This window comes from Jiella mangrovi, from assembly GCF_017815135.1.
GTDB classification, from domain to species: domain Bacteria; phylum Pseudomonadota; class Alphaproteobacteria; order Rhizobiales; family Rhizobiaceae; genus Jiella; species Jiella mangrovi.
The window spans coordinates 360,602-385,842 of record NZ_JAGJCF010000003.1 but is presented as its reverse complement, the minus strand read 5'-3'; the positions used below and the strand labels follow the sequence as shown (position 1 = coordinate 385,842).

The window sequence follows — 25,241 nt, the reverse complement described above, 5'->3', positions numbered from 1 at the left end:
AATGAGCGATGTCGACGCCCCGAAAGACCGGGGCGGCGGCGATGAAACGGAGACCGAAACTTCAAGCAGAGATGCCGGCCGGCTCGTCTACCGCCAGAAGATCGCGACCCGCGTGACCCACTGGATCTGGGCGATCACCCTGTTCTTCATGCTGCTTTCCGGCCTGCAGATCTTCATGGCACGGCCCGACCTTTATATCGGCCAGCAATCCGGCTTCGGTTTCGACAATTCCATCCTGTCGATCGGCACGGTCCAAGTCGGCGGCGAGCTTCAGGGTGTGACCACCATCTTCGGCCACCAATTCGAGACGACGGGCTGGCTCGGCCTCGTTCCGCAGGGCGACGGCATGGCCCGCAAGAGTTTCCCCGGCTGGCTGACGATCCCCGGCTACCGGGATCTGGCGACCGGCCGCGTCGTCCACTTCTTCTTCGCCTGGGTGCTCGTCGCGACGCTCCTCGTCTGGCTGATTGCCAGCATCGCCAACGGTCACCTGCGCGAGCTGGTGCCGACATGGCGAGACCTCAAGCGCCTGCCGCGCGACGTCGCCGATCATCTGCGCCTGCGGTTCCGTCACGACGGCGCCTACAACGTCCTGCAGAAGCTGTCCTATGCCGGTATCCTCTTCGTCGTCCTGCCACTGATCGTCCTCACCGGGCTGACGATGTCGCCGGGGGTCGTTGCAAAGTTTCCTGTTCTGCTTGACCTTTTCGCCGGCCGGCAGACCGCCCGCACGATCCACTTTGCGCTGATGCTCTGCCTCGTCGCCTTTTTCCTCGTTCATATCCTCATGGTGGTTCTCGCCGGCCCAATTAACGAGCTCCGCTCGATCATCACCGGCTGGTACCGCACCGCCCCGGAGAAGCGCCGATGACCCGCCTCACCCTTTCCCGGCGCAGCTTCCTGACGGGCGCGGCCGTCGCTTCGACTGCGCCGCTCGCCGGCTGCTTCGACGGCGTGGCATCGAGGGACTCCACGATCCGCGACGTTCTCGAGACGGCGAACTCCCTGACCTACCGCGTCCAGCGCATGCTGCTCGGCAGCGACGATCTCGCCCGCGAGTATTCGCCAAGCGAGATCCGCCAGCCGCAGCGGCCCAACGGAACGACCAACCCCGGTGACGTGGATTACCGGCAGCTCGCGGCGGACAACTTCGCGTCATACCGGCTCAAAATATCCGGCCTCGTCGAAAAGCCGGCGCAGTTCAGCCTCGACGAACTGCGCGCCATGCCGAGCCGAACCCAGATCACACGGCATGATTGCGTCGAGGGCTGGAGCTGCATCGCCAAATGGACGGGCGTCCCGCTCGCGGCGCTGCTCGACGAGGTCAGACCCACGGCGCCAGCCCGTTTCGTCGTCTTCGACTGTTTCGACACGATGGAAAATGGCTTCGCCGGTCCGATCAGATACTACGAATCGATCGATCTCGCCGATGCCCGCCATCCCCAGACGATCCTCGCCTACGGGCTGAACGACCAGGCTTTGCCGGTCTCCAACGGCGCTCCGCTCCGCGTTCGGGTCGAACGTCAGCTCGGTTACAAGATGGCGAAATACATTCGCAAGATCGCACTGGTCGATTCCCTTTCAGCTTATGGTCAGGGAAACGGTGGCTACTGGGAGGACAGGGGCTACGAGTGGTTTGCCGGAATCTGAGTGCGGGCGCCGGAAGCAATTTGCTCAAAGAGCGATATTCTTCGCAACCACAACGTTAAATTAAGGATATGTTATAGAAGTTGGCTTTTTCTGGAAACGAGGAATTGGGAGATCGTTTCCGATGAGAGCGATAAGGCAGCACCGGAATTTCGCGGTTCGCTTGATGGAGCATCTCGTTGTTCCGACATTCGTCCTCGACGAGACCGGCCGCGTCATCATCTGGAACCGATCCTGTGAGCGTCTGACCGGAATAAGCGCCGGTGACGTCATCGGCACCAAGGACCATTGGCAGGGATTTTATACCGAAGAGCGTCCGTGCCTTGCGGACCTCGTGATCGGCAATGCAGCCGAAGAGATCGCCGACCTTTATTCGGTCGACTGCTCGTCCGACCCAGCCCGGGGAATCTTCTCAGCCGAGAACTGGTGCCATCTGCCTGTCGTTGGAGGTCAGAGATATCTCGCGATCGATGCCGGGCCGATCAAGGACGAAGACGGCAGACTGATCGCGGTGGTCGAGACGCTGCGCGACATCACGGTCCAGAAGATGGCGCAGGAAAAGCTCGAGGTCCTCGCTCGGCAGGACCCTCTGACAGGGATCGCCAACCGGCGGATGTTCGATGAGTATCTGGAGACCGAGTGGCTTGCCTCGACCGCCGTCGGACACTCGATGGCACTGCTGATGATGGATATCGACCACTTCAAGGCCTACAACGATACCCTCGGCCACCTCGCCGGCGACAGCTGCCTGCAGCGAATCGCGCATCTCGTCACCAATGAGACGCGGCGCGATTGCGACATGTGCGCCCGCTATGGCGGCGAAGAATTCGCCATCATCCTGCCGCGAACCAATCTTGCCGGAGCGGTTGCCGTCGCCAAACGCATCAGCATGGCGGTCGCGCTGGCCGCTATACCCAATCCGGGAGCTGGTCGCGGCGCCAAGCTGACGCTCAGTATCGGCGTCTCCGCCTTCGACGGCGACAACCGCCCAAATTCGCCGACGGATCTGCTCAATGCCGCCGATCTGGCGCTCTACGCTGCCAAACAGTCCGGACGCGCCTGCGTATGCACGCCGCATCAGACACTCGCTGCGTGAGAAGGTGGGGCGAACGCAAGCTTGGATCTGCAGAGCCGATGGCCCGAGGAACCGGGTATTTTGCGGATTGTGCCACAGTTTATGATTGTGAATATTTAGACCACCGCTTAACGTAACGGCACTCATCAACGTCGATTCTTCGCAGTCGAGATCTATACCGCAGGGCAGATGCACCGTGAAATCAGCGAAGGATAAGGGCCTCTGGTTATGGTGGCAGGCGATCTTTCCGATTGGCGGTCCCGTTTTCGTACCGATCGCGTGCCTGGGGCTTTGGTCTACCGGCAATGACGCGTTCCATATCGAACTTCAGACGGTGTTCGCCGAAATTACGCCTTGGGCATTGTTATTCTACTCTGCCACCATGATTGGAACGGCTCTGCATCTCTGGTTTCCAAAGTTCAGCCAACATCCCATGCTGAGTTCGGCGCTGATTGCTGACCTCGTCGCAGTCACGATTTACGCGTCGTTTGTCGCAATTTGGCGGCATGAGGAGAACTATTCTCCACCTCTCGCGGTTTATATGGTGAGTTGCGTTATCCTGTTCGTCACCATCTTCTTGTCCTACATGACGTGGACGAAATCCTGAACCAGGCCTTTTCAATGTCCTCAACCGACGAAAAATCTCCCAAATCCTCGTCCAGCGAAGACGTCGGAGCCGGCGCCCTGGGCGGCGCCGCGCTCGGATCCGTCATCGGGCTCGTGGGTGTCGGCATCGCATTGCCGCTCGTCACGTCGGGGGCCGGTGCGCTGATCGGCGGGGGCATCGGATATCTCGTCAACCGATCATTGCGCCCGCGGGATGTGGACGGTGCCAAGAGGCCGGTTACGCCCGAAGTCGCGAAGGAAGGATAGGCAATCCATACGGTTGCCTGAAACGAACTCAGACAGCGAGCGTGGCGGGATCTATTGCCGCTCGCGGGCAAGCATCACCGCGGCCGCCTGCATTTCCTGCCAACGGGCATCGCGCCGCGCCATCGCCTCGTCATCCGCGCCCCACTGCTCGACGTTCCAGTCCTCGTCGAGATGGGCGAGCGCCCATGCCTCTTCCGCCGAAAGCCGTCCGTCGGCAATGGCCATCGCCAGTAGGGCCGAGCCCGTCAGCGTCGTCATCTGGTGAAGCGCAGCGACCGAGAATCCGTCGGCAAAGCCCTGAAGATGCGCGCGGACGACCGCAAGCGAGGCGTCCGGCTGGGCGACATGCATGACGCCCTCTGCAAGGGTGAACCGCGCCCCCAGACGCTCCTCTGCCCATGCGAGGATCGGATCCCAGCGCTCACGCTGGCGCTCCACCAGCCGCTCGGGTTCGCCGGCCCGGTAGAACATCATGTCAGTCTCGGCGAAGCGGGCAATCTCGGCCCGAACCGGCTCGGGATCGTCCAGGATGCCGTCGATGACCGTGTTGGCGAGCCGCGTCACCGGCATCGAGGCGGGATCGATGCGCTCGCTCTGGGCTTCCCACTCGGCCGCGATCGCATCCGCCGCCGGCTTCGTCGGCACCGCGAGAGGCTTTCGCGCCGGCGTCTTCACCGGCCGGCCGTCCAGCGACACGGCAAAACCCTGCGGCGTTTCGGTGACCGCGACGGCCTTGTAGAAACGCTTCGGCAGTTCCGGTCGGGCAAAAGGGGGCGTGTTCGACATGATGACCCTTGGTGGCGCTGCAGAATCGGGCTCGACTTTCGCAAAGCACGATGCGGTGCTTCAATAAGTTAGAGCGTTCTTTGTGCGTTTATTCGGACGCACGGCGCATTATGGAACGCGCGGCGAGGCTGCGCGCGCGGTGCCCTTGGCCTCTCACCTTGCCAGAAAACGCTCGAGCGCCGCGACCAGCGCATCGACGTTTTCGGCGATCTCGTCGGCTCCGGCCCCGCGCATCAGCTCGACCGAGTGGCTGCCCCAGGACACGCCGACGGCATGAGCGCCCGCCGCCTTCGCCATCTCCATGTCGAAGGTCGTGTCGCCGACGACGACCGCCTCCTTCGGGGCGACGCCGAATTCCTCGCAGCATTCGAGCACCATCGCCGGATGCGGCTTCGAGGGACAATCGTCCGCCGTCCGCACCGCGGAAAAGCACGTCTCGATGCCATGATGGGCGGTCAGGGCGGCAACGCCGCGACGCGACTTGCCGGTGACCATGCCGACAAGCACCTCGTCCCGTGCCGAGAGCTCACGCACCAGATCCGCCATGCCGGCGAAGAGTTCTTCCGAAAAGTCCGGCCGGGCCCGTTCGGCGCGGTATTCGACGCGATACCCCTCGGCGATCTCGCGCGCCTGGGCTGGATCAAGCGATGGTCGCAGCGCCTGCACCGCCGTTTCCAGAGACAATCCGATGATCGCCCGCGTCGCCTCCGGCGGCGGCGGCTCCAGGTCGAAGCGGCGAAACGCGCGCGTCATGATGGCCGAAATCAGCCCGGCGGAATCGGCAATCGTTCCGTCGCAGTCGAACAGGACGGCCTTCATCTGAGCCGCCTCAGTCACCGAGCTCTGCCTCGTCGAAGCCGAACAGGTTGAAGGTCTGCACCATGTGCGGCGGCAGTGGCGCGATCTGATCGATCACGCCGCCGGCCGGATGCGGAATGACGATCCGCCGGGCGTGCAGATGCAGCCGCTTCTGCACGCCGCCGGGAAACTCCCAGTTGGTGTCGTGTTCGAAATATTTCGGATCGCCGATGATCGGATGGCCGAGATGAAGGGCATGCACACGCAGCTGGTGGGTGCGGCCGGTATGCGGCTGCATCTCCAGCCAGGCGAAATTCTGCGCCACCTGATCGATCACCCGGTAGTAGGACAGCGCGTGGTCGGCCCCCTCGTCGCCATGCTTGGCGATGCGCATCCGGTCCCCGTCCGGCGTCTGCTCCTTGGCGAGATAGGTCGAGATCCGCCCCTCATGCGGCGCCGGCACGCCCTTGACGATCGCCCAGTAGTGCTTCTGCGTATCGCGCTCGCGAAACGCCTTGGTCAGCGCCGTCGCCGCGCCGCGCGTGCGGGCGACGACGAGAATACCGGAGGTGTCGCGGTCGATGCGGTGGACGAGGCGCGGCTTCTCGCCCTTCTTGTTGCGCCAGGCCTCGAGCATCATGTCGACATGGCGCACGACGCCAGAGCCGCCCTGCACGGCGAGCCCCGCCGGCTTGTTGAGGACGATGACCTTGTCGTCCTCGTAGAGCAGCATCTTCGACAGGATCTCGCCGTCCTCCCGGTGCTTCATCGTGTTGGCGGTCAGGGGCTTGCTGTCGAGGGTCTTCAGGTCGCTGCCGACCGGCGGCACCCGGATCATCTGTCCCGGCTCGACGCGCGTGTCGGATTTTGCCCGGCCGCCGTCGACGCGGATCTGGCCGGAGCGGAGCAGCTTCTGCAGATGACCGAAGCCGAGGCCCGGATAATGGAGCTTGAACCAGCGATCGAGCCTGAGACCCGCCTCGTCCTCCTCCACCCGTTTTTGCTCGACGCCTGCCAACGGTCCATGCCTTTCGATTTAACGCAACTGTCCATGTGAGATGGCCGAGGCGCTTGTGTTTCTCGTTTCCTAATGAAAGCGGCAGCAATGAGCAATGAAGTCCCGTTTCTGCACATTCACGCGTCCTGTCTCAACGGGCCGGTGGTGCTCAATAGGCCATGTTTTGTCCGGTTGGTCTCGTCGCCAAGCAAAACAGCCCACCTTGAAATGTACATACAAACGTGCATATTTTAACCTATGCGGGTCGCCGGATTCGACTGGGACGCCGGAAACTGGCCCAAATGCGGCAAGCATGGTGTCGGTCGAGCGGAGATAGAGCAGGCGATCCGCGCCGCGGACTTCCGCGTGATAAATCCGCATCCCACGGAGGAGCGATGGCGCATCGCGGCGCCCGCAATTTCGGGTCGCTACGTGTTCGCCGTCATCACCTATCGCGAGACGACCGAGGGAATGTTGATTCGCCCCATCAGCGCCCGCTACATGCATCGAGACGAGGTCAAGCTCTATGAGCAGCATAGACAAAAAGCCTTGGCCCAGTCTGCCGACCGATGAAGCCGCCGAGCAATTCGTCGCGGAGGCAGACCTGACGGCCTACGACTGGAGCCGGATCGAACCAGTTCATCACGAATTCGATGAGAAATCGGCGCGCGTCACCATGCGGATGCCGGAACGCCAGCTCGCCGCGATAAAGGCCGAAGCCGCACGGCGCGGAATGAAGTATCAGCGTTTCATGCGCGAGCTTCTCGAGCGCGGCCTGCAGTCGCTTCATTGATCCCCAACTGCCCGGCTGCCTTGTCGAAGGGCTCCTGCTCGACGCCACCATCACTGTCGATTGAGTCTAGCCCAGCTCCCGGTTCGTCGAGACTGGACGCGACCTCTCCTTCGGCGACACGTAATTGGGATCGTGATGAAACGGCAGGTCGGCGCCCTCCTCCAGCACTGCCAGAATGGCGGCGAAATCCGTCCGGCAACGAAAACCGAGGACACGCTCCATGCGGCGCGCGTCGTAGACCCGGCCAATCGATCTTGGCAGCAGCCAACCGCGCCGCGCGTATAGCTCGGCGGCATCGGGGAAATAACGGGCAATCACCGAAGCCGCGTCGGCCTTCAGCTCCCTCGCCTCAGACCGCGCGAACGGCGTCGGCGCCGAAACCACGAGAACGTCGAAGCCGATCTCCGGCGCCTTGTCCAGCGCGGCGATGTGAGCGTCGGCCGCATCCTCTACAGTCAGTCGCCGGTTCAGGAATTCGTTCGCCTTCAGATTCGGTCCAGACAGGTGGTCGAGCGTGTCGTCGTCTTCGGGGAAGAAGCGCGATGTTCGCAGTACGATCGTGTTCAGCCCATGCTCGATATGGAACAGCCGGCAAAGCCCCTCTGCGGCGAGCTTGGTGACCCCGTAGATGTTGCGTGGCGCAAGCGGCCCTGCCGCTTCGTCGAGCCACACCGCAGCGTCCCCGGCCTCGGCACGGATCGCCTGGGAAATCATCAGGGACGTCGTCGAGGTGAAGACGAAGCGATCGTGCCCCGCTTGCGTCGCGGCTTCGAGAAGGTTCAGCGTGCCGGTCACATTGACGTCGACGAAGCTTTGCGCCGGATAGCGGGCGATGTCCGGCTTGTGCAGCGCGCCCGCATGGATCACCGCCTCGATGCCGTTTTCCGCGAACACACGATCGACCAGGGCCCCGTCGGCAACCGAGCCCAGCACGTCGGTGTCGGCGCCCGGCGCCACGTCGAGGCCGATCACCTCGTCGCCCCTCGCCCGCAGCCTTGGGGCTAGAAACCGCCCGAGCCAGCCGGACGAGCCGGTCAGAAGGATGCGCAACGCCCTCTCCCCGCAGTGAGCGGATCTCAGGAGGCCGGCTTCGCCGCCTCGCCCCGCCGGTCGATCATCTTCCAGTTCTTGTAGAACATCGCCTTCAGCCGGTCGGCCAGAGCCGAGACGCCGATCAGAAGCGTCGACAGGAAGCCAGGCACCGGGCTCGGCCGGATGACGTCCATGAAGACGTTGTAGCGCCGCGCGTCGACCTCGTTGACGGACTGGTGAAACAGCGTGTCGTCGAAGATGTAGAGCGGATCGTCACGCCACAGATGCTTGACGCCGTTGCATTCGATGAACACGCGGTCGCTGTCGGCCGGCTCCAGATTAAGAAGAACCCGCAGGGTCAGCCGCAGCGGGCCATAGTGCCAGGTGGTCGATTCCTTGCCGGAAAACACCGAGACGGCGATCGTCTTGACGTATTTGAACTCGCGATTGAACTCCGGCACGTCGTCGACGAACTGCTTGCCGAACCACTGATAGACATACATGCCGCGCCGGCCGGCCGGGAACTGCTGGTCGATGTCGGCGATGATCTCGGTCTTCTTTTCGCGGAAGGTATCGAGCACGGTATCGATCTCGGCCCGCCATTCGGGCGGAAAATCCTCAAGCCGCCATACGCCGGGATTTTTGTAGCTGAGAAGATCGATCAAAAGATTGAACGGGGAAAGCAGCCAGGTTGGAATGCCGTTGCCCATGAAATAGCGGCTGTACATCAGCTGCGTCTTGGCCTTGTTCCTGCCGACGTCGATCAGCCCGCAGACGATCCAGACGATCGTCACGATCGGGATCAGCCAGAAACATAAAACCGCCAGAGGGAGGGCGATCGCGATCCGGCGGATCAGTTTTCTTGTCTTGCGGGTCATGCCAACGGTCCTTGCGCAAACTCGGCGCCACACGGCTTCTTTCGTCTGGCCATACGCCCGGCCAAAGCGCCAAGGCAAGAGGCCGGCGGTTCAATCTCGACTGGGGCGTGATCGGATGGGATGCGCGGTGGGCGGTCGAATCGGCGCGAAAATCGCAACCGACTGGCGGCCAGGACGATGCTCGGGTCCGGAGATCGAGAGCGCCTTCCTTCCGGCCGACGCGACGCAGGGCGCCGTTCCGGGCGTCAGGCCAGAGCCCGGACGATCGCCAGCCCCGCGAAGAGAGCGGCGATACCGATGACCACCGATCCGATGACGTAAACCGCCGCCAGCATGAGATCGCCACGCTCGGTGAGAAAGGCCGTGTCGAGAGAAAACGACGAGAAGGTGGTGAAGCCGCCGAGGACGCCCGTCGCAAAGAACAGGCGCAGATCGGCAGAGGCGCCGAACCTTCGGGCGAGGAGCTCGATGAAGACCCCCATGACGAAGGAGCCGACGACGTTCACGAACATCGTGCCATAGGGAAATCCGGCGCCGAAGAGCCTGAGGGCGGCAATCCCGGAAAGATGCCTGAGGGCCGCGCCGAGACCGCCGCCGAGCGCCACGAGAAGAAGCTGATACATCGGGTCACTTCGCTCAATAAATCGTCCGACAAAACACATTCGGCCGGCGCGGGAGGCGCCGGCCGAGGGGAACGAACCGTTCCTTGGCCCGAACCGGGCCTAGATCTTGTTCTGCGCCTTCATCTTCTCGAGGAAGGGCTGCTTGCGCTCTTCCGCCAGGCCTTTCCATGTCGACCAGCAGAGGAACAGAAGCAGGATCGCGAAGGGGAAACCTGTCGCGATCGCCGCCGCCTGCAGGGCGCCGAGGCCGCCGCCGAGAAGCAGGGTGATCGCCACCAGCCCCTCGAACGTCGCCCAGAAGACCCTCTGGGGCACCGGTGCATCGATCTTGCCGCCGGCGGTGATCGTGTCGATGACCAGCGACCCCGAATCCGACGAGGTGACGAAGAAGACGATGACGAGAATGATGCCGATGAAGGACGTGATCTGCGACAGCGGCAGCTGAGCCAGCATCTCGAACAGCTTCACCTCGAGGTCGGCGTTCACGATGCCATCGAACCCGCCGATGGTCTCGTAGAGCGCCGTTCCACCGAAAACGGTCATCCAGATGATCGAGACGATGGTCGGGATGATCAGAACGCAGATCAGGAACTCACGCACCGTGCGGCCGCGCGAGACGCGGGCGATGAACATGCCGACGAAGGGCGACCAGCTCATCCACCAGGCCCAGTAGAACGTCGTCCAGCCGGTGCGGTATCCGTCGTCGGCCCGGCCGAACGGGTTCGACAGCGGAACGAACTCGCGGACATATGCCCAGGTGTTGCCGACGAAGCCCTGCAGCAGCTGGACCGTCGGTCCGATGAAGAACACGAAGAGCAGAAGCAGAAGCGCGAGCACCATGTTGATCTCGGACAGGCGCCTCACGCCCGAATCGAGACCCGCCAGCACCGAGACCAGCGCCACGCCGGTGATCAGGCAGATCAGCACGATGTTGGACATCACCCCGTCCGGCACGCCGAACAGGTAGTTCAACCCGCCGGTCGCCTGCTCGGCACCGTATCCGAGCGACGTCGCGAGGCCGAAGAGCGTCGCGAAGACGGCGAGAATGTCGATGAGGTGGCCGGGCCAGCCCCAGGCCTTGTCGCCGAGCAAAGGATAGAAGACCGAGCGCATGGTCAGCGGCAGGCCCCAGTTGTAGCTGAAGAATGCCAGAGCCAGCGCCACGACGGCGTAGATCGCCCAGGGATGCAGAGCCCAGTGATAGATCGTGGCGGCCATGCCCAGCTGGCGCGAGGCCTCGGTGTCGCCGGCAGCGCCCATCAGCGGCGCCGACGCCCCGCCTTCCATCGAGGCGGAGAAATGGGTGATCGGCTCGGAAACGCCGTAGAACATCAGGCCGATGCCCATGCCGGCGGCGAAAAGCATCGCGAACCAGCCGAAATAGCCGAATTCGGGCTTGGCATCCTTGCCGCCGAGCCTGACCTTGCCGAGCGGCGAGACGACGACGGCGAGGCAGAACAGCACGAAGATGTCGCCGGCGAGGATGAACAGCCAGTCGAAGGTCGAGGTGATGGCCGGGCGCAGCCAGTTGAAGAAGCCGTCGGCCTGCCCTGGGAAGAGCAGCGCGAAGGCGACGAAAGCGATGATGATGCTCGCCGAAATCGGGAAGACCGGATTGTGGATGTCGAGCCCGAAACGCTGGATATTGTCCTGGCCGACCTCATAGTCGGTCACGGACACGTCCGGTATCTCGGTGGTCTGTTGTGTGGACATCGAGACCTCGTCGTTGAAAAGAAAAAAGCGCCTCGTTGAGACGCACGGGATGCCGGGAGCCTGTCGCGCGGCTCCTGATCATTGAGCCGATTAGATGGCTCAAACCCCAACCGATCAACCCCGCAGGGCCCGATTTTTACAGGTTTTTGCCGGTTTTTCGCCAGAATTCGCGAGTCCGCCCGGTCAGCCGAGGCGAGCTACCCGGCCGGATCCGGGGCTCTGATGGCGGATCAGATCCGCGTTCCCGATGCGGACGCGGCTTCAGACGACGCGCCGGCGATGGTGTTCCTGGCGCGCCGGCAAGCACCCCGATCCCGTGGAGATCGCAGCTCTTCGATCCCGCCGGTCGCCGCACTCTCCGTCGCCCGCGACAGGGTCTGCGGGCGGCGCAAGGACGGCCGGCACCAGGGCTCAGGCCCCGTTTACCAGCCTAAGCCAGCCGTCTTCGTCGATCACCTCGATGCCGAGCTCCTCGGCCTTCTTCAGTTTCGAGCCGGCGCCCGGCCCGGCGACGACGAGATCGGTGTTCTTCGACACCGAGCCGGCGGTTTTCGCCCCGAGGCCCTCCGCCATGGCCTTGGCCTCGTCGCGGGTCATCTTTTCGAGCGAGCCGGTGAAGACGACGGTCTTGCCGGCGACCGGCGAGGCGGCGGTGCTTGTCGAAGACAGATCGTTGGTCGTGGTCACCCCCGCCTCGAGAAGCTCGGCGACGGCTTTGCGGTTGTGCTCCTCGCCGAAGAACTGGATCAGCGAGGCCGTGGCCACCTGGCCGATGTCGCGATCGGCCTTCAGCAGCTCGTAGGTCGGACCCGGCGCGGCCAGACGCGCCGCGCGAATGGCCTGCCGGAGGCCGGCCGCGTCGCCGAACCGTTCCTTCAACGCCGCGCGCTGGTTGGCCTTCAGGCCGATCGCCTTGTCGCGGAAGGGATCGTATGTCTCGTCGTCCAGCGCCTCGTCACCGACGCCGAGCAGCGCCTCGAAGCTGCTGTCGCCGACGAAGGGCGTGGCCTTGAGCCGATGCCAGGCCTCGCCCGGCTGCTCGCTTGCGGCGGCGTCGACGCCTTCCAGAAAGGCCGGAACGTCGCCGAAATGCCGCGCCAGCGCCTTGGCCGAGGTTTCGCCGATATGGCGGATGCCGAGACCGAAGATGAAGCGGTGAAGCGCGACCGTCCGGCGCGCCTCGATCGCTTCGAGAAGATTCTCGATCGCCTTGGAGGTCTCGGCCTTCTTGGCCGGCTTCTCGGGCTCGGATTTGCCCAAAGACTTGCGACGCGCCTCGGACACCTCCCGGCGGCGCGCCTCGATGGCCTGTCGCAGCGGCTCGAAGGTCAGGGTGAAGATGTCGGCTGGCTGGCGCACGAGCCCGGCGTCGAAGAGCGTCTCGATGTAGGTTTCGCCAAAGCCCTCGATGTCGAAGGCGCCGCGCGAGACGAAGTGCTTCAGCCCCTCGCGCCCCTGGGCCGGGCAGGTCAGACCCGCCGTGCAGCGGCGCTTGGAATCCGGCCGGCCGGTGCGCGGGTTCGTCTCGCGCACCGCCTTCGATCCACAGACCGGACAGTGATCGGGAAAGACGTAAGGCTCTGCGCCATCCGGTCGCTTGTCCATGACGACGTCGAGCACCTGGGGGATGACGTCGCCGGCGCGCTGGACGATCACCGTGTCGCCGATGCGAATGTCGCGCCCGTCGCGAATCGCCTCGCCATCGGAATCGCGGCCGGCGATGTAGTCCTCGTTGTGCAAGGTCGCGTTGGAGACGACGACGCCGCCGACGGTAACCGGCTTCAGCTTGGCGACCGGGGTCAAGGCGCCGGTGCGCCCGACCTGGATCTCGATCCCCTCGAGCACCGTCGTCGCCTTCTCGGCCGGGAACTTGTGGGCGATCGCCCAGCGCGGCGAGCGCGAGACGAAGCCGAGGCGGGACTGCAGATCGAGATCGTCGACCTTGTAGACGACGCCGTCGATGTCATAGCCGAGATCGGCACGCGCCTCCTCGATCAGATGGTAATGCGCGATCAGGCCCTCGATCGCGTCGAATCGCTTCATCATCGGGTTGACCGAAAAGCCCATCTTGCCGAGCGCAGCGACCACCTCGGTCTGGGTCTTGCCCGGAACCTCGCTGACCTCGCCCCAGGCATAGGCGAAGAACTTCAGCGGCCTTGACCGCGTCACGCCGGCATCCTTCTGGCGCAGGGAGCCCGCGGCGGCATTGCGCGGATTGGCGAATTGCCGGACCTTGACGGCGGCATCGCCCGCCTCCTCCAGCGCCTCGGCGCCGGCCGCCTCCCCTTCGGCGCCCTCGCCCGTCTCGTCTGCCGTATCCGGCTCTACGCCGGCGGCCAGCCGCTCGTTGAGGGCGGCAAAGTCGGCATGGCTCATATAGACCTCGCCGCGCACCTCGAAGACGGCCGGGCGGATACCGCTGAGGCGATGGGGGATGTCTTCGATCGTCAGGGCGTTGGCCGTCACGTCCTCGCCGACGGCGCCGTCGCCCCTCGTCGCCGCCGAGACGAGGCGTCCGTCCTCGTAGCGAAGAGACAGGGAAAGGCCGTCGATCTTCGGCTCCGCGGTGATCGCCAGCGGGGCATCGTCGGCGAGCTTCAGAAACCGGCGCACCCGCTTGGCGAAATCCTCGACGTCCTCGTCGGAAAACGCATTGTCGAGGGAAAGCATCGGGATGGCATGGGTGATCTTGGCAAATTTCGACGACGGCGCCACGCCGACGCGCACCGAGGGCGAATCTTCGCGCACGAGCGCCGGAAAACGGCGCTCGATGGCGCCGTTGCGCCGCCTCAGCGCGTCATATTCTGCGTCCGAAACCGTCGGCGCGTCCTCGCTGTAGTAGCGCGCGTCATGCTCGGCGATCTCTCTTGCGAGCCGCCGCAGCTCCTCAGCGGCCTCGGCCTCGTTCAATTCCGCGACCGGTCGTTCGGCCATGTCCAACATCCACCTTCATGAATCTCGATCGGAGCCTGATCGGCCGCCCGCTTTATAGCAAGGACGGGGCACGACCAAATGCTTGGGTCTCAGGCTTGTCCGAAGCGTCTTTAGGCGTCCGCGTTTCGGCCCCTGACGCTCGACCAGCCGTCATCGCCACATTCTGCGGCGAAATCGTCGCGGAGCGATCGAGGGGCGCGGGCGATCGGCGAGAGCCGTCACGGCTGTGGCAGGTCGAGGGCGAGAACCCGCTCGGCGATCTTGCGCCGGAACGAGGGCACCATTTTCGCCATCGGCATGGCGTATTTCAGGACCGGAGCGAGATGCGTTGGCGGCTGTGCCAGTCTGTCCGTCATCTGGCGGGTCTGGGCGATGACGGAGCCAATAGCCGGCAGACGCCGCGATTCGTATTCGCTCTCCCGGCGCTCGGCAAAAAGCCGGGCGAAGACCGCGGCGTCCCAGATGCCGAGATTCATGCCGCGCCCGCCTACGGGCGAATGGATGTGCGCGGCATCGCCCGCGAGGAAGATCTGGCCGCGCGCCATCCGCTCGGCGTGGCGGAACGAGACGTGGAAGCTCGAACGCCAGGTGACGGAGGCGATTCCCTCCACCGAAGCCACAAGCGCGTCCGGCGTGTCCTCGAAGCCGATCAGCCGCGCCCAGTTGTCGCTCATCGGAAGGAGCGCATGGGAAGCGCGCTTGTCCGACCCGACGACGATCATCGCGCGATGCGGGTCGATCTTCTTGTCGAATGTGACGTCAGCCAGAGCGAAGGCGCCCGGATAGCCTTCGCCGCTCCACGGCACGCCGAGTTCCTGGCGCACCCGCGAGTGGCTGCCGTCACAGCCGAGAATCGCCGCAACCTTGATACTTTCGCCCGTCGAGAGCCCGGCGACCGGACGATGGGTCTCGCCAATCTCTTCCAGCGCGACATTCCATTCGACCTCGACGGATCGCTCGGTGAGCCAGTCGATCAACAGCCGCTCGGTCCTTCCTTGCGGCAAGGAGAGAATGAAGGGAAAGGCGGTCTTTGCGCCGGAGAAATTCATCGAAAAGGACGGTTTGTCACCAAGCCAGATATCGGCTCCGGTGATCTTCGTTCCTTCGGCGATCATCCTGCCGCTCAAACCCGAGGCTTCGAAGATCGTCAGCGTCGTCGGCAGGACAGCCAGCGCCCGCGACTGATCGGCCGATGTCGGCCCGTCTTTCGCATCGACGATCCGCACCGGCACGCCGCGCCGCGTGAGCTCGACGGCGGCGGCAAGCCCGACCGGGCCGGCGCCTGCAATGAGGACAAGATCTTCGCGTGCCATACCATCTCCGACTGTCGGGCTCATGGTATCACAGGTGGCGAAAAGCCGTCGACGAGGATCAGATCCCTTCCGCGCCGATCAACCGGGCAGCGGCGGCCCTCGCCTCCTCCGTGACGCTCTCGCCGGCAAGCATGCGGGCAATCTCTTCACGGCGTCCGTCGGGGTCGATCGTCACGACGCGGGTCGCGACGCGATCGTCGGCGCCGACCTCGATGCTGGCCTTGGAGATCAGGAGATGGGTCGAGGCCCGCGCCGCGACCTGGGGGGCATGGGTCACGGCCAGCACCTGGACGGAGCCCGCGAGGCGTTTCAGACGCCTTCCGATCGCATCGGCGACGGCGCCGCCGACGCCCGTGTCGATCTCGTCGAAAACGAGGGTCGGCGCCGAGCCGCGATCGGCAAGCGCGACCTTGAGCGCGAGGAGAAACCGCGAGAGTTCGCCGCCGGACGCCACCTTCATGATCGGGCCGGCCCGCGTGCCGGGATTGGTGCGCACGTGGAACTCGGCGGTGTCGATGCCGGACGCGTCCCGGCGCTCGGCATCGGTCGCGATGACCACCATGAAGCTGGCGCGATCGAGCTTGAGATCGGGAAGCTCGCTCATCACCGCAGCTTCCAGCATGACGGCCGCCTGACCGCGCTTTTCAGAAAGGCTTGCAGCCGCCCGATCGAATCGCTCGCGCTTTTCCTCGACCTCTTGCTCGAGCAGCATCAGCCGTTCCTCGCCGGCGTCGAGATCCGCCAGATCCCCGATCATCTTGGCCGTCAGCTCCGGCAGGTCGTCGACCGGAACGTTGAACTTGCGCCCCGCCGCCCGCAGCGCGAACAAGCGCTCCTCGGCCACCTCCAGCGCCCGGGGATCGAATTCGAGGTTTCTGAGCGCCGCCTCGAGAGACGTCTGGGCGTCGGACAAGGCGTCCAGCGCGGTGTCGAGCTGCTCGATCGCGTCATCGAGAAGGCCGGGCAGTTCGTCCCGCTTTCGATCGAGACGCTTCAACAGATTGGCAAGGCCCGGAATCGGCGAAGCCGGCCCCGAAAGTTCCTCGCTCGCATCGTTGACGTCCGTCGCGATCTTCTCGGACCGCATCATCACCTGCCGGCGCTCGGCGAGTTCCTCCTCCTCGCCGGCGATCGGCTGAAGTTCGGAGAGTTCGTCGACGGCGCTTCGCAGGAAATCCGCCTCCCGTGCCGCGGCCTCGACCTTGGCGCGATGCTTCGACAGCGCCTCGCGCGCCGCCCTCCATTCGCCGTGCAGCTTTCCAACGGCGGCTGCGTCGAATTGCAGCCCGCCAAATTCGTCGAGCAGCGCGCGGTGGCTGTCGGTCTCGACCAGAGCGCGATCGTCGTGCTGGCCGTGGATCTCGACGAGCGAAAGGCCGATCTCGCGCATCAGAGAGACGCTGGACGGGCGATCGTTGATGAAGACACGGGTGCGCCCGTCGGCATTCTGGACGCGGCGCAGAACGACGTCGCCGTCGTCGTCGAAGCCGTTGTCCGAAAGAAGCCGGCGCGCCGGGTGCTCGAGCGCGACGTCGAAGGCGGCGATCACCTCGCCCTGCTTGGCGCCCTGGCGCACGAGGCTGCCATCGCCCCGCCCACCAAGCGCGAGAGACAGGGAATCGAGCAGGATCGACTTTCCGGCGCCGGTCTCGCCGGTGAGCACCGACAGGCCGGCCCCGAGCGTCAATTCGAGGCGCTCGATCAGTACGATGTCTCGGATGGAAAGATGGACCAGCATGTCCGTATCAGCGAGCAGACCAGGATTGGGCTGGGGCTATCTTGGTCTTCGGCGGCGATTCCGCAACCCGTCGACGAATCTGAGCGATCGATCCGACCGTCATTCGAAACGAAACGGGCGCCGCCGCCGCGCCGCCCGAACGACTGTGTCGACCGAAGGTCCGCGCTTTGCGGGTGCGAACGGATACCAACGTCGATCGATCAAGATGCGCCGATGATCTTCTTCGTCGCTTCGGCAAACCAGGAATTCGACGCGCCTTCGCGCGGCTCGAGACCGTTCCCCTTCAAGAGCGCGTAGGAGTCCCGGTACCAGGGCGAATCCGGGTAGTTCTGGCCAAGCACCGACGCCGCGGCCTGCGCCTCGCGCACGAGCCCCATGGCGTAATAGGCTTCGGTCAGACGGGCCAGCGCCTCTTCGACCTGACGAGTGTCGGGATAGACGTCGACGACGTTCTTGAAGCGGTTGATCGCGGCGAGATAGTCGCGGCGCTCGAGATAGTAGCGGCCGACAAGCATCTCCTTGCCGGCGAGCTGGTCCCTGGCAACCCGCAGCTTGGACTTGGCGTCTTCGGCATAGGCGGTATCGGGAAAGCGATCCATCAGCGCCCGCATGGCCTGGGCCGTATAGGCGGCCTGCTTCTGGTCGCGAGTGACGTCCGAGATCTGGCGGTAGTGCGAAAGGCCGATGATATACTCGGCATAGGCGGCGTCGTCGGACTGCGGATAGAGCGAAATGTAGCGCTTGGCCGCGGTGGTCGCCTCTTCGTAGTTGCCGCCACGATAGCTGGCGAAGGCCTGCATGATCAGAGCCTTGCGGGCCCATTCCGAATACGGATGCTGGCGGTCGATCGCCTGGAACTTCTTGGCCGCCTCACCGAGGCGGCCGCCTTCGAGATTGGCGAGCCCCTGATTGTAGAGTACGTCCGGCGGATCGGTCTCGGCGGCCAGAGCCAGAGCGTCGACATCGTTGTCGCCACCGGACATGCATCCGCCAAGACTGAGCGCAGCGCCGATGACCGTTGCGCTCAAGGCCATGCGTGTCGCAAATCTGAGTGGTCCGGCAAAATGCCTGTTCGCTTCGATCATGTCGTGCGAGTCCCCTACCCCGGTTCAGCCCCCGCCGGCATCACTACCGCCCACGCCGGGCTCCGACAATGGCGAAGCGGGAGCAAGGTGCCTTTTTTGTGACCGCGGCGTGGAATTGCGTCGCGGCGCGAAGTTTCACGAGACGCTTGTTACCGCAGCGTCACCATTCGTTACTGAAGGGCGAGCGTGATGCGGTGTCACGGGGCGGCTCGGGCCCGGCTCTCCGTTAAGGTCTTCGCCAAGCGAAATGCGGAAAATCATCGGCCGAGAGCGTCACCGCCGCGTGCGAAAGCATGAGGCGCTCCAGGTCGTCATCGAGGAAGCGATGCTGCATCCGGGACGGCCACCGCCAGCCAGCCGGCGTTCGAAGACCGCTTAAGAGCCTCTTAGAGGACCTGCGGCCCGTAAGCCGGGGCCGCCACCGCGACCAGCGGCGCATGCCGCACGGGATCGACCCGGCGCGACGGCATTTCGACGATCTCATAGGCCTTTCGGTCGGCCAGAAGCGCCTGCAGCGCCAGGGCGTTCAGCCTGTGCCCGCCGCGATAGGACCGGTAGCAGCCGAGAATGCGTGCCCCCGCGAGCGCCTGATCGCCCACCGCGTCGAGCGCCTTGTGGCGGACGAACTCGTCCTCGAACCGCAGGCCTTCCGGATTGACCACTCCGCCGTCGTCGGACAGGACGACGGAATTCTCCAGCGAGGACCCGAGCGCATAACCAGCCGCCCAGAGCCGCTCGACATCGGCCATGAAGCCGAAGGTGCGGGCATTGGCGAGATCCTTGGCGAAGCGGCCCGCGGTCAGATCGGCGCGATAGACCTGCCGCCCGATCGCGGCATTGGCGAAATCGATCTCGATTTCGAACCGTGTGCCGGCATAGGGACGGTATTCCGCCCTCGCCTCGTTCATTTCGACCGAAACCGGCTTGAGAACCCGCAGGTAGCGGCGCTTGGCGACCTGGCTGACGACACCAGCATCGGCGATGCCCCGGATATACTGCGCCGAACACCCATCGAGGATCGGCGTTTCCTTGGCGTCGATCCTGACGACGACATTGTCGACGTCCATGGCGTAGAGCGCCGCCATCAGATGTTCGATGGTGGAGACGTAGGCGCCCTTCAGATCGCCGACGACGGTCGACAGATCCGTCAGCGCCGAGTGTGCGGAGATCGCCGGGATTTCGTGGACGAGGCCGTTCGAGCCGGCAAGATGAAACACGATGCCGGTATCGATTTCGGCCGGGAGCAAGGCAAGCCGCACCGGCAGACCGCTGTGCACACCCACGCCGTCGAAATCGATACGCGATGCTATCGTCTGCTGGAACATCAACACGTCTTCAAAACCTTTCCAACCCGGTCTCCGGCGATACATTCGCACCAGATCCGATCACACACGAAAATCGCGCCTTCTCTCCGATCGACGCCCCTCGAGGAATCATTGAACGTTCCTCTGTCGTTGAGATCGTTGGTAAATCGGTCATCGCAATTGGCAAAATCACGGTTCGTTACCCCATGTTAAAACAAAGACGGCAACGGCCGATCGGACCACAGTAATTTCAAAGGGTTAAACAAATACGCCCGCCGGATTGCTCCGACGGGCGGTGTCACTGTCCCGCAACAATGGCGGGTATTCAGTTCGCCTGGCGCCGAAGGAAGGCCGGAATTTCCAGCTGGTCCTCTTCGCTGGTCGGCCGCGTTGCGGTCGCCGGACGCGCGGCCGAGTCGGCGGCGACGCGGCGCGGAGCATAGGAGCTGGGCTCCACATGCGGCCGGCGGGCCGGCTCGCTCGCCTGGCCCTCTTCCTCCTCGCGGCGCGACAGGCCGGTGGTCAGGCGACGCAGGAGCCCCATGGCGCCGCGCTCGTCGACACCCTGGTCCGCATTCGCGGCCTGGCGCTGCTCGATCTCGCCGCGAATGACCGGCGGAAAGTCCTCGACGCGGGGCATGCGTGCCGGCTGGACCGGATCCATGGCCGTGTCTTCGCTCGGCACGCTGGTGCGAGCCGACGCCTGCGGTGCGACCTGGGCGATCTCTGCGGCGAGGGCCGCGGTGAAGGCATCCTCGACCTCGGCTTCTTCTTCTTCCGGCTGGGCCGTCGCGGCCATTGCCGGGGCGGGCTGTGCCGCCGGCGCGGGCTGCGGAGTGGCGCGCTGCTGCGCGACCGCGGCCGACTGGTTGGCCGTCATCATCGAGCGCTCGGCCATCTCCATCTCGCTCTTGTCGATGCCGGTGGCAACGACCGAGACCCGGATGACGCCTTCGAGGTTTTCGTCGAAGGTCGCGCCGAGAATGATGTTGGCGTCGTGATCGACTTCCTCGCGAATGCGGGTCGCGGCCTCGTCGACCTCGAACAGGGTCAGGTCACGGCCACCGGTGATCGAGATCAGGAGGCCCTTGGCGCCCTTCATCGAGGTCTCGTCGAGCAGCGGGTTGGCGATCGCAGCTTCCGCGGCGGCCATCGCGCGGCCCTCGCCCGAGGCTTCGCCGGTGCCCATCATCGCCTTGCCCATCTCGCGCATGACCGAGCGGACGTCGGCGAAGTCGAGATTGATCAGGCCTTCCTTGACCATCAGGTCGGTGATGCAGGCAACGCCCGAATAGAGCACCTGGTCGGCCATCGCGAAAGCGTCGGCGAAGGTGGTCTTGTCGTTGGCGATGCGGAAGAGGTTCTGGTTCGGAATGACGATGAGCGTATCGACGTTCTTCTGCAGCTCCTCGATGCCCTGCTCGGCGATGCGCAGCCGGCGCTGGCCCTCGAAGTGGAAGGGCTTCGTCACGACACCGACGGTTAGGATGCCCTTCTCACGCGCCGCCCGTGCAACGACCGGGGCAGCGCCCGTGCCGGTGCCGCCGCCCATGCCGGCGGTGACGAAGCACATGTGCGAGCCGAGGAGGTGATCGCAGATCTCGTCGATCGATTCTTCGGCGGCCGCGCGGCCGACTTCAGGCTGCGAACCGGCGCCGAGACCCTCGGTGACGGCGACGCCCATCTGGATGATGCGCTCGGCCCGCGAGGAACGCAGCGCCTGCGCATCGGTGTTGGCGATCACGAAGTCGACCCCCTCGAGGCCGGCACTGATCATGTTGTTGACGGCGTTGCAGCCACCGCCGCCGACACCGAAGACGGTGATGCGGGGCTTCAGTTCGGTGATGTCCGGCTTTTTCAAGGTGATACTCATGCCCTCATTCCTCTTTCAATTCGCAAAGGCCGTCTCGCCGCGCGGCCGTTCCTTGCCAGTCTCAAAGGGCGCGCGGCGCGCACCGTTGGTCTTCGTTCCGGAGCAGCGCCCGCTGCGTCCGATTCTTTAGAGCGCCCTGCGCAGCCAGGAGCCGAATCGCCCCCCCTCAAAGGCCTTGTCGAAAGCCTGGACGGCGATCGATCGCTCGGCGACATATTCGCGGTGGGCAACCTGCGGGTAAATCAACAGGCCGACCGACGTTGAGAAACCCGGTCCCTTGCTGGACGGGTTCAGACCCGTAACACCCAGCGGTCGCCCGAGCCTTACGTTTCGCTGAAGAACAGTCCGCGCGGTTTCCGCCAGACCGGCGAGCTGGCTGGCGCCGCCCGTCAGCACCACCCGCTTGCCGATCACATGGCCAAGGCCCGAGGCATTCAGGCGGTCGCGGACGAGTTCCAGCGTCTCTTCGACGCGCGGACGGATGATCTTGGCGACCAGCGAGCGCCTGACCACGATCGGATGAGCGTCAGGGCTCTCGCCGAGCGGCGCGACGCTGATCGGCTCGCCCGTATCGTCGAGAAGCTCGGCCATGGTCGAACCATGCATGACCTTGATGCGCTCGGCGTCGGCCGGACTGATCGACAGGCCGCGAGCGAGGTCCATGGTGATGTTGGAGCCGCCGACGGCGATCTGGTCGGCATAGACGAAGCGGCGATTGTGAAAGATCGCGATCGTCGTCGCGCCGCTGCCCATGTCGATGCAGGCCGAGCCCATCGCCGCCTCGTCCTCGACCATCGTCGCGAGCGCGCTAGCATAGGGCGTGGCGACGAAGGCCTCGACCACGAGCTGTGCCCGGTTGATCGCGGCCTCGAGATTGCGCAAGGGCGCGATTTCGGCCGTCAGCACATGGAGATTGGCCGAAAGGCGGCTGCCGGTCATTCCGACGGGATTTTCCAGCCCCGCCTCGTCGTCGAGCGCCACGTCGTAAAGCGTGGAATGAAGCGCGACGCGCCCCTCGTCGAGGGGCAGCTTGCCGGCATTGGCGGTCACCCGCGACAGATCGGCGGAAGAAACCTCACCGACGACTTCCGTCTCGGCGCGCCGGCGCATGCTCTTCGGCCGCCCGGCCGTAAACGAGACGATCAGCGATTCGACGGTGAGGCCGGCCATGCGCTCGGCCGCATCGACGCATTGGCGGATCGCCATCTCGGCCGCGGCGATATCGACGACGGCGCCGGCCTTGATCCCGCGCGAGCGGTGATGGCCGATGCCGATGATCTCGATCGTGTGGGACCTGTCGGGCAGCATTTCCCCGGCGACGCGGGGCCGAAGCCGCGCGATCAGGCAGGAGATCTTCTCCGAACCGACGTCAAGCACGGAGATGACGCGAGCGCGCCGAGGCGACAGCCCCTTGATCCTGGGCAGATCGGATGTGCCGAACCCAAACAGACTCATACCGGCTTGTCCTTGCCAAGGCGTTTGATCAGCTTGGCGCGCTCTGCGAGACGCTCCTTGCGACGAGAAGCGGAACCCTCCGTGAGCTGCACCACCACGCGATCGGAGAGCCGCATGTCCACCGCGGCGATATCGCGCTCGAGCAGGGGGTTTTGCCGGTCCATCTTCACGACTTCCGCCAACGCTTCCAAAGGCTTGTCCTCGGGCAGCCGGATCAGGACACCATTCTTGAGTTCCAGATCCCAACGACGACCGCCGACTCGAATGTAGGCTTTGACCCTTGCGCGAAGCTCGGGAAATCCCTCCATGTCGTCGATGATGCCGGCGGCGGTTTTCGCCGCGCCCTCGCCGACGACGACGGGCAAGGCATCGAAGCGACCGGGCACGTAAGGGACGATCGTCTTGCCCAGCCGGTTGACGACATAGAACGACCGATCGCTCTGCCAGATCGCATAGGGGCGATGCTCATCGAGGTCGATGTCGACGCGGTCGGGGAAGATCTTCGACACCGAGGCGCGATCGATCCAGGGCATGGCTTCCAGCGTCTGGCGCGCATCGGTCGGATCGAGCGAGAGCAGCGTCGTCGAGCCGGTCTGCCAGAGCGCCTGCAGAACATCGATCTCGGAGGTTTCGCTGTTGCCGTGGACCGTGACCTTGTCGATCGAAAAGCCGAGCGGCTGGCCGACGCCATCGAGCACGTCGTCCGTATGCCCGCCCAGAATCACGCCATAGACGACGGCACCGGCGACGATGACGAAGGCGAGCGATCCGAATCGCGGCAGCGAGTAGCTGGAGACCGTCGCCGAAAGGCTCGCGACCCGGCGCGTCACGCGCCCGGCCAGTATCGACAGTCGGCCCTGCCTCGGCTCCAGCGGAAAATCCATGTGGTGGTTCAGCGGCCGCAAGACGCATCCTCCACCATCCAGCCAACGAGCTCTTCGAAGCTGTGTCGGGCGGCCTTCGCCATGTCAGGAACGAGAGAGGTCGGTGTCATGCCCGGCTGGGTGTTGACCTCCAGCCAGATCAGCTCGCCACCCTCCCCGAAGCGATCGTCGTAGCGAAAGTCCGAGCGGCTGACACCACGACAGCCCATCGCCTTGTGGGCGGCCAGCGAATGCTCCTGAACCCGGCGGGCGACGCCCTTCGAGATCTCGGCCGGCACCACGTGGCGAGAGCCACCGGGCCGATACTTCGAATCGTAATCGTAGAAGGCATGGCCCTCCGGCACGATCTCGCAGACATCGAGCGCGACATCGCCCATGACGGCGCAGGTCAACTCGCGGCCATGGACGTAGCGCTCGACCATCACGATGTCGCCATAGGGCCAGTCTGCGGAATAAAGCTCCTGCGGCGGCGTCGACTGATCCTCGCGCACGATCAGGACACCGAAGCTCGAACCTTCGGCCACGGGCTTGATGACGTAAGGCGGCGACAGGACATGGGCGGGCGCGGCATCGAGGCGGTGAAGAACGCGCGCCTCGGCGACCGGAACGCCGGCCGCCCTGGCGACGATCTTCGCCCGCTCCTTGTCCATCGCCAGTGCCGAGGCGAGAACGCCGGAATGGGTATAGGGAATCTGCAGATATTCGAGGACGCCCTGAATGGTCCCGTCCTCGCCGTAGGGACCATGGAGCGCGTTAAAGGCGACGTCCGGCCCGATCTCGGCAAGCTTCGCCGCGACGTCCCGGGAGACGTCGAGACGCGTCACTTTATGGCCGATCGCCTCCAGGGCATCGGCGCAGGCATTTCCCGAGGAGAGGCTGACCGGCCGCTCCGACGAGAATCCGCCCATCAAGACAACCACGTGCTTCGCCATCACCCGCAATCCGGAATTAACAAAAGGTTTGAATCAATCTTTTGCAGACCGATGGTTAAGCAGTGGTTAACCGACTGTGGCGAAAGCAAGAATTTTGAAAGGGTCGGGCGGATCGGGCCTGTGGCCAAGAAAATGACGCGCGACGCAGATTTGCAAAACTTGGCCCTCGCGCCTCTTGCGAAACGAAGGCCATGTCAGTAGGTAGGCGCCGTTGAGGCCTCGTGGCGGAGTGGTTACGCAGAGGACTGCAAATCCTTGCACGCCGGTTCGATTCCGGCCGAGGCCTCCAGCACCCCGCCCCTGTTCAGCTCACGCGTTGCGGCAATGCCGTCTTGCCTGTGATGCAAACCATCACAGGATCGATCGCCTCTGGCGATGGGTTCGTTGCCATCGCGAACGCCGGGACAGCGCGCAATGAGACGGGCGGAACGGATGGTCACAGCCGAGTCCCGCCACATCGCACCGGCGCAAGGGAGCTTCCCGCCTGGCATTTGCCGGTCGACACACC

Annotated in this window: 23 protein-coding genes and 1 tRNA gene; 8 read left to right on the top strand and 16 right to left on the bottom strand. The window is 64.5% G+C overall.

The window, feature by feature from the left end; translation table 11 throughout:
- Window position 1: 1 nt before the first annotated feature.
- From J6595_RS07035 to J6595_RS07015, 5 genes are all read left to right on the top strand, one after another.
- Window positions 2–871 (top strand): cytochrome b/b6 domain-containing protein, encoded by an 870-nt coding sequence (locus J6595_RS07035; RefSeq protein ID WP_209593841.1) that lies wholly within the window; start codon window positions 2–4, stop codon window positions 869–871.
- A complete protein-coding gene (locus tag J6595_RS07030; protein ID WP_209593733.1) occupies window positions 868–1,650 on the top strand; it encodes a molybdopterin-binding protein in 783 nt (260 codons plus the stop codon). The genes J6595_RS07035 and J6595_RS07030 overlap by 4 nt, the downstream gene beginning before the upstream one ends.
- A gap of 163 nt (window positions 1,651–1,813) precedes the next feature.
- Complete coding sequence (locus J6595_RS07025; protein ID WP_245197668.1) at window positions 1,814–2,743, top strand: sensor domain-containing diguanylate cyclase; 930 nt, start codon at window positions 1,814–1,816, stop codon at window positions 2,741–2,743.
- A 175-nt stretch (window positions 2,744–2,918) separates the two neighbouring features.
- Complete coding sequence (locus J6595_RS07020) at window positions 2,919–3,329, top strand: hypothetical protein (RefSeq protein ID WP_209593731.1); 411 nt, start codon at window positions 2,919–2,921, stop codon at window positions 3,327–3,329.
- A complete protein-coding gene (locus tag J6595_RS07015; RefSeq protein ID WP_209593730.1) occupies window positions 3,314–3,595 on the top strand; it encodes a hypothetical protein in 282 nt (93 codons plus the stop codon). Before J6595_RS07020 ends, J6595_RS07015 begins: the two co-directional genes overlap by 16 nt.
- A 51-nt stretch (window positions 3,596–3,646) precedes the next feature.
- Here J6595_RS07015 and J6595_RS07010 read toward each other — a convergent pair whose 3' ends face one another.
- The 3 genes from J6595_RS07010 to J6595_RS07000 all read right to left on the bottom strand — a co-directional run bounded on the left by J6595_RS07010 (window position 3,647) and on the right by J6595_RS07000 (window position 6,197).
- Window positions 3,647–4,381, bottom strand: a complete 735-nt coding sequence (locus tag J6595_RS07010; protein ID WP_209593729.1) for an ATP12 family chaperone protein — start codon at window positions 4,379–4,381, stop codon at window positions 3,647–3,649.
- A 153-nt stretch (window positions 4,382–4,534) separates the two neighbouring features.
- Window positions 4,535–5,200: an HAD-IA family hydrolase gene (locus J6595_RS07005; RefSeq protein ID WP_209593840.1), complete on the bottom strand. Its 666-nt coding sequence runs from the start codon at window positions 5,198–5,200 to the stop codon at window positions 4,535–4,537.
- A 10-nt stretch (window positions 5,201–5,210) separates the two neighbouring features.
- On the bottom strand, window positions 5,211–6,197 hold the full coding sequence (locus tag J6595_RS07000) for an RluA family pseudouridine synthase (protein WP_209593728.1): 987 nt from the start codon (window positions 6,195–6,197) through the stop codon (window positions 5,211–5,213).
- Between the two features lie 237 nt (window positions 6,198–6,434).
- Between J6595_RS07000 and J6595_RS06995 the strand changes: the two genes are divergently transcribed.
- Window positions 6,435–6,749: a BrnT family toxin gene (locus J6595_RS06995; protein ID WP_209593727.1), complete on the top strand. Its 315-nt coding sequence runs from the start codon at window positions 6,435–6,437 to the stop codon at window positions 6,747–6,749.
- Window positions 6,703–6,969: a CopG family antitoxin gene (locus J6595_RS06990; protein WP_209593726.1), complete on the top strand. Its 267-nt coding sequence runs from the start codon at window positions 6,703–6,705 to the stop codon at window positions 6,967–6,969. Before J6595_RS06995 ends, J6595_RS06990 begins: the two co-directional genes overlap by 47 nt.
- A gap of 66 nt (window positions 6,970–7,035) precedes the next feature.
- Here the strand turns inward: J6595_RS06990 and J6595_RS06985 are convergent, their stop codons facing one another.
- From J6595_RS06985 to J6595_RS06925, 13 genes are all read right to left on the bottom strand, one after another.
- Complete coding sequence (locus tag J6595_RS06985) at window positions 7,036–8,019, bottom strand: NAD-dependent epimerase/dehydratase family protein (RefSeq protein WP_209593725.1); 984 nt, start codon at window positions 8,017–8,019, stop codon at window positions 7,036–7,038.
- 26 nt (window positions 8,020–8,045) lie between these two features.
- Window positions 8,046–8,879 carry an aspartyl/asparaginyl beta-hydroxylase domain-containing protein gene (locus tag J6595_RS06980; RefSeq protein WP_209593724.1) on the bottom strand — a complete coding sequence of 278 codons (834 nt, stop codon included), beginning with the start codon at window positions 8,877–8,879 and terminating at the stop codon, window positions 8,046–8,048.
- Window positions 8,880–9,124: 245 nt separating this feature from the next.
- Complete coding sequence (gene crcB, locus J6595_RS06975) at window positions 9,125–9,502, bottom strand: fluoride efflux transporter CrcB (protein WP_209593723.1); 378 nt, start codon at window positions 9,500–9,502, stop codon at window positions 9,125–9,127.
- Window positions 9,503–9,601: 99 nt separating this feature from the next.
- Window positions 9,602–11,215, bottom strand: a complete 1,614-nt coding sequence (locus J6595_RS06970; protein WP_209593722.1) for a BCCT family transporter — start codon at window positions 11,213–11,215, stop codon at window positions 9,602–9,604.
- A gap of 411 nt (window positions 11,216–11,626) precedes the next feature.
- The gene (gene ligA / locus J6595_RS06965) at window positions 11,627–14,158 is read right to left on the bottom strand and encodes an NAD-dependent DNA ligase LigA (RefSeq protein WP_209593721.1); all 2,532 of its coding nucleotides are present in this window, start codon (window positions 14,156–14,158) and stop codon (window positions 11,627–11,629) included.
- A gap of 209 nt (window positions 14,159–14,367) precedes the next feature.
- A complete protein-coding gene (locus J6595_RS06960) occupies window positions 14,368–15,462 on the bottom strand; it encodes an FAD-dependent oxidoreductase (RefSeq protein ID WP_209593720.1) in 1,095 nt (364 codons plus the stop codon).
- Between the two features lie 58 nt (window positions 15,463–15,520).
- Entirely contained in the window at window positions 15,521–17,200 is a 1,680-nt protein-coding gene (recN, locus tag J6595_RS06955) for a DNA repair protein RecN (protein ID WP_209593719.1), read from the bottom strand.
- Between the two features lie 200 nt (window positions 17,201–17,400).
- On the bottom strand, window positions 17,401–18,285 hold the full coding sequence (locus J6595_RS06950; protein WP_245197666.1) for an outer membrane protein assembly factor BamD: 885 nt from the start codon (window positions 18,283–18,285) through the stop codon (window positions 17,401–17,403).
- A 386-nt stretch (window positions 18,286–18,671) separates the two neighbouring features.
- Window positions 18,672–19,610 (bottom strand): UDP-3-O-acyl-N-acetylglucosamine deacetylase, encoded by a 939-nt coding sequence (gene lpxC, locus J6595_RS06945; RefSeq protein ID WP_209593718.1) that lies wholly within the window; start codon window positions 19,608–19,610, stop codon window positions 18,672–18,674.
- A 304-nt stretch (window positions 19,611–19,914) separates the two neighbouring features.
- Window positions 19,915–21,462 carry a cell division protein FtsZ gene (gene ftsZ / locus J6595_RS06940; RefSeq protein ID WP_209593717.1) on the bottom strand — a complete coding sequence of 516 codons (1,548 nt, stop codon included), beginning with the start codon at window positions 21,460–21,462 and terminating at the stop codon, window positions 19,915–19,917.
- A gap of 126 nt (window positions 21,463–21,588) precedes the next feature.
- Window positions 21,589–22,917, bottom strand: coding sequence for a cell division protein FtsA (ftsA, locus tag J6595_RS06935; RefSeq protein ID WP_209593716.1), 1,329 nt, complete (start codon window positions 22,915–22,917; stop codon window positions 21,589–21,591).
- Window positions 22,914–23,822 (bottom strand): cell division protein FtsQ/DivIB, encoded by a 909-nt coding sequence (locus J6595_RS06930; RefSeq protein WP_245197665.1) that lies wholly within the window; start codon window positions 23,820–23,822, stop codon window positions 22,914–22,916. Before J6595_RS06930 ends, ftsA begins: the two co-directional genes overlap by 4 nt.
- Window positions 23,810–24,736, bottom strand: a complete 927-nt coding sequence (locus J6595_RS06925; RefSeq protein WP_209593715.1) for a D-alanine--D-alanine ligase — start codon at window positions 24,734–24,736, stop codon at window positions 23,810–23,812. The genes J6595_RS06930 and J6595_RS06925 overlap by 13 nt, the downstream gene beginning before the upstream one ends.
- A gap of 212 nt (window positions 24,737–24,948) precedes the next feature.
- Here J6595_RS06925 and J6595_RS06920 point away from each other — a divergent pair.
- Window positions 24,949–25,022 (top strand) — tRNA-Cys (locus tag J6595_RS06920).
- Window positions 25,023–25,241: the final 219 nt, after the last annotated feature.

Coding starts and splice junctions, on each gene's coding strand:
- J6595_RS07035 (WP_209593841.1), top strand. CDS start 2: ATGAGCGATGTCGACGCCCCGAAAGACCGGGGCGGCGGCGATGAAACG.
- J6595_RS07030 (WP_209593733.1), top strand. CDS start 868: ATGACCCGCCTCACCCTTTCCCGGCGCAGCTTCCTGACGGGCGCGGCC.
- J6595_RS07025 (WP_245197668.1), top strand. CDS start 1,814: ATGGAGCATCTCGTTGTTCCGACATTCGTCCTCGACGAGACCGGCCGC.
- J6595_RS07010 (WP_209593729.1), bottom strand. CDS start 4,381: ATGTCGAACACGCCCCCTTTTGCCCGACCGGAACTGCCGAAGCGTTTC.
- J6595_RS07005 (WP_209593840.1), bottom strand. CDS start 5,200: ATGAAGGCCGTCCTGTTCGACTGCGACGGAACGATTGCCGATTCCGCC.
- J6595_RS06995 (WP_209593727.1), top strand. CDS start 6,435: ATGCGGGTCGCCGGATTCGACTGGGACGCCGGAAACTGGCCCAAATGC.
- J6595_RS06990 (WP_209593726.1), top strand. CDS start 6,703: ATGAGCAGCATAGACAAAAAGCCTTGGCCCAGTCTGCCGACCGATGAA.
- J6595_RS06980 (WP_209593724.1), bottom strand. CDS start 8,879: ATGACCCGCAAGACAAGAAAACTGATCCGCCGGATCGCGATCGCCCTC.
- crcB (WP_209593723.1), bottom strand. CDS start 9,502: ATGTATCAGCTTCTTCTCGTGGCGCTCGGCGGCGGTCTCGGCGCGGCC.
- J6595_RS06970 (WP_209593722.1), bottom strand. CDS start 11,215: ATGTCCACACAACAGACCACCGAGATACCGGACGTGTCCGTGACCGAC.
- ligA (WP_209593721.1), bottom strand. CDS start 14,158: ATGTTGGACATGGCCGAACGACCGGTCGCGGAATTGAACGAGGCCGAG.
- J6595_RS06960 (WP_209593720.1), bottom strand. CDS start 15,462: ATGGCACGCGAAGATCTTGTCCTCATTGCAGGCGCCGGCCCGGTCGGG.
- recN (WP_209593719.1), bottom strand. CDS start 17,200: ATGCTGGTCCATCTTTCCATCCGAGACATCGTACTGATCGAGCGCCTC.
- J6595_RS06950 (WP_245197666.1), bottom strand. CDS start 18,285: ATGATCGAAGCGAACAGGCATTTTGCCGGACCACTCAGATTTGCGACA.
- lpxC (WP_209593718.1), bottom strand. CDS start 19,610: ATGTTCCAGCAGACGATAGCATCGCGTATCGATTTCGACGGCGTGGGT.
- ftsZ (WP_209593717.1), bottom strand. CDS start 21,462: ATGAGTATCACCTTGAAAAAGCCGGACATCACCGAACTGAAGCCCCGC.
- ftsA (WP_209593716.1), bottom strand. CDS start 22,917: ATGAGTCTGTTTGGGTTCGGCACATCCGATCTGCCCAGGATCAAGGGG.